The following is a 2,971-nucleotide window of genomic DNA, read 5'->3' as shown; positions in this document are numbered from 1 at the left end:
GCTAGGCGGCGGGGCAGCTTGCGACGACGGTCTCGAAGCGGTCGCCGCCGGCGTCGGTGTAGATTTGCCGCAGCCGCGCGCCGAGGCCGACGAGATAGGAAATGGTGTGGTCGGCGCACATGGCGATCGGGTCCGACGCGTCCTGGACGCGGCGGAGCGCGGCGATCTCGTCGGCGGTGAGGTCGCGATTGAGCGTAATGTCGTAAATGACCTCGACGCCGTCGGCGCGGACGCCGGTCCAGATCCGCTCATTGTCAAGCGGGCGCGGCACCAGCGCCCGGGCCTGCTCGACCAGGGCGGCGACAAGCTCGCGAAGCTGGGCTTCCGACGCCGGCTGCGCGGCAGCGGGCGCCGCACCGAGCAGCAGAGAACAGGCCAAGGCGAGACCGGACCGCATTGGGTGCAGAAATAACCCGGTCCGCGGGCTCAGTCCATCGACGGAATGAGTAACCGGCGTTCGCGGGAATGCCGGGTCGTGATTTCAACCGAGGAGAAAGTGAATGCTGGAAGTCAAAGCGGATGCGCTGGAGGCGTCGTTCGAGGCGCTGGAGCGCGAGGATGAGGACGTGGCGGCGTTGCGCGAGGAGGTGGCGGCGCTGAAGAGCCGGGTCGAGGCGCAGGCGGTCGCCGCGGCGCGGCCGGCGCTGAGCGGGGCGAAGAGCGAGGCGTCGCCGTTCGTCGAGCGCTATTTGCGCAAGGGGCTGGAGGCCGGGGTCGAGCTCAAGGCCTTTTCGGGCGCGAGCGAGGCGGCGGGCGGCTATGCGGTGCCCGAGGAGCTGGACGCGGCGATCGAGCGGACGCTGACCGCGATCTCGCCGATCCGGGCGATCGCCAACGTCGTCAAGGTCGGCTCGGCGGGCTACCGCAAGCTGGTCACGACCGGCGGGACGCCTTCGGGCTGGGTCGCCGAGACGGCGGCGCGGCCGGAGACCGACACGCCCGATTTCGCGGAGGTGGCGCCGCCCTTCGGCGAGCTCTACGCCAATCCGGCGGCGAGCCAGGCGATGCTCGACGACGCCGCGTTCGACGTCGAGGCCTGGCTGGCCAGCGAGATCGCGACCGAGTTCGCGCGGGCGGAAGGCGCGGCCTTCGTCTCCGGCAACGGCACCAATCGGCCGAAGGGCTTCCTCGCCGCGCCGAACTCGATCCAGGTGGACTCGATCCGGCCTTTCGGGACGCTGCAGTTCCTCTCGACCGGAGTCGACGGCGGCTTTCCCGCTTCGGCGCCGCAGGACACGCTGATCGACCTCGTCCAGGCGCTGCGCGCGCCCTACCGGCAGGGGGCGGTGTTCGTGATGAACTCGGCGACCGCCGCGCGGATCCGCAAGTTCAGGACCGACGACGGCGCGTTCCTTTGGCAGCCGGGGCTGGCGGCGGGGCAGCCCGATACGCTGCTCGGCTATCCGGTGGTCGAGGCGGAGGACATGCCGGACGCGGCGGCGGGTTCGCTGTCGATCGCTTTCGGCAATTTCAGGGCCGGCTACCTGATCGCCGAGCGGGCCGAGACCGCGATCCTGCGCGATCCCTTCACCAACAAGCCCTTTGTCCATTTCTACGCGACCAAAAGGGTCGGCGGGCAGGTGATGAACTCCGAGGCGATCAAGCTGCTCAAGTTCAGCGTCTGACCTGATCCTCCCCACGATTTCGTGGGGAGAGGGACCGGCGAAGCCGGTGGAGGGGGAGCCGTGCCAGGTGCCGAGCCCCCTCCACCGTGCTGCGCACGGTCCCCCTCCCCGTCCCGGGGAGGATCTCAAGAAGGAAATCCACATGACTCTGTTCTTCGCCGACCTCGTGCGCGAGGCGGGCTGGGGTGGCGGCGCGTCCGATCTCCCCCTGGGCGGCGCGCTGCCGGGGCACCGGCGCTTCGCCGACGCCGTGCCGCCGGGCGCGCGCTTTCATTATTGCATCGCGGGCGTCAGCCATCCCGAGGAGTGGGAGGTCGGCGAGGGCGAGATCGGCAGCGGCGACACGCTGATCCGGCTGCCGCTTGCTTCGTCGGCGGGCGGTGAGGCGGTGCCGTTTTCGCCGGGGCTCAAAACGGTCGCGCTGACCGTCGCGGCGGACTGGTTCGCGGCGCGCGATCCGGCGCCTGAGATCGCCGACGTCGACGGACTCGAGGCGGAGCTGGCGGCCAAGCAGCCGCTCAACGCGCAGCTCACGGCGCTGGCGGGGCTGGCGGGCGAGGCCGATAAGCTGCCCTATTTCACAGGGGCGGGGACGGCGGCGCTGACGACGCTGTCGAGCTTCGGCCGCGGCCTGATCGACGATTCGAGCGCCGAGGCGGCGCTGAGCACGCTCGGCATCGGCACGGCGTGGGGCGTCTTTACGCCGACGGTTGCGGCCAGCTCGGGCGTGTTCACCGCCGCGAGCGCGACCGGGCGCTTCAAGCAACTCGGCAAGCTGGTCTTCTTCCAGCTGGTGATCACGATCACCACGGCCGGGACGGCGACGGGCGTGCTCACGGCGACCTTGCCGGCGACGGCCGCCGCCGCCTTCACTTTCGCCGGGCGTGAAAACAGCGTCACCGGATCGATGGTCCAGGGCAATGTTTCGGCCGCGTCGGGCCTGCTTTCGATCACCCGCTACGACAGCGCCTCGATCATCGGCGACGGCCGCGCGATCCGGATCAGCGGCTATTTCGAGGTGGCCTGAACGATGAACGGACAGGCGATCGCATCCCAGGCGATCGGCGAGGCGGCCTTGCGCCGGCTCGCCAGCGAACATGGCGGTCCCCGGCCTCCGGGGACCCGCGAGCAAGAGACCGCGCGACCGGCGCGGGACCCGCGCGTCGCCTCCGCGACGCGGCCTTAAGATCAAGGAAAAGACCATGAGCTTCTATCTCAAGGACCCGCATTCGCGGGTCGACTATGCGATCGACTGGGCGAACTATCTCGACGGCCAGATCATCGCCGACAGCCAATGGTTCGTCGCGCCGGCCGAAACCGGCGGGATCGACATCGACGCCGAGAGC

The 2,971-nt window shown here is 70.0% G+C and carries 4 protein-coding genes; 3 read left to right on the top strand and 1 reads right to left on the bottom strand.

Annotation, left to right across the window (positions count from 1 at the left end; translation table 11 throughout):
• Window position 1 precedes the first annotated feature (1 nt).
• Entirely contained in the window at window positions 2-397 is a 396-nt protein-coding gene (locus ACT4N8_RS07435; protein ID WP_444857500.1) for a hypothetical protein, read from the bottom strand.
• Between the two features lie 103 nt (window positions 398-500).
• Between ACT4N8_RS07435 and ACT4N8_RS07430 the strand changes: the two genes are divergently transcribed.
• From ACT4N8_RS07430 to ACT4N8_RS07420, 3 genes are all read left to right on the top strand, one after another.
• The gene (locus ACT4N8_RS07430) at window positions 501-1,625 is read left to right on the top strand and encodes a phage major capsid protein (RefSeq protein ID WP_444857499.1); all 1,125 of its coding nucleotides are present in this window, start codon (window positions 501-503) and stop codon (window positions 1,623-1,625) included.
• Window positions 1,626-1,767: 142 nt separating this feature from the next.
• Window positions 1,768-2,652 (top strand): hypothetical protein, encoded by an 885-nt coding sequence (locus tag ACT4N8_RS07425; protein ID WP_444857498.1) that lies wholly within the window; start codon window positions 1,768-1,770, stop codon window positions 2,650-2,652.
• A 70-nt stretch (window positions 2,653-2,722) separates the two neighbouring features.
• The coding region (locus ACT4N8_RS07420) for a phage fiber-tail adaptor protein (RefSeq protein ID WP_444857497.1) at window positions 2,723-2,971 on the top strand (249 nt) is incomplete at its 3' end.

It is taken from the genome of Sphingosinicella sp. (assembly GCF_052387495.1).
Classification (GTDB): domain Bacteria; phylum Pseudomonadota; class Alphaproteobacteria; order Sphingomonadales; family Sphingomonadaceae; genus Allosphingosinicella.
The sequence above is the reverse complement of the archived record's forward strand: the minus strand, read 5'-3'. Positions and strand labels throughout refer to the sequence as shown.

Excerpts from the sequence above, each read along its gene's own strand:
- ACT4N8_RS07435 (WP_444857500.1), bottom strand. The coding sequence starts at position 397 with ATGCGGTCCGGTCTCGCCTTGGCCTGTTCTCTGCTGCTCGGTGCGGCG.
- ACT4N8_RS07430 (WP_444857499.1), top strand. The coding sequence starts at position 501 with ATGCTGGAAGTCAAAGCGGATGCGCTGGAGGCGTCGTTCGAGGCGCTG.
- ACT4N8_RS07425 (WP_444857498.1), top strand. The coding sequence starts at position 1,768 with ATGACTCTGTTCTTCGCCGACCTCGTGCGCGAGGCGGGCTGGGGTGGC.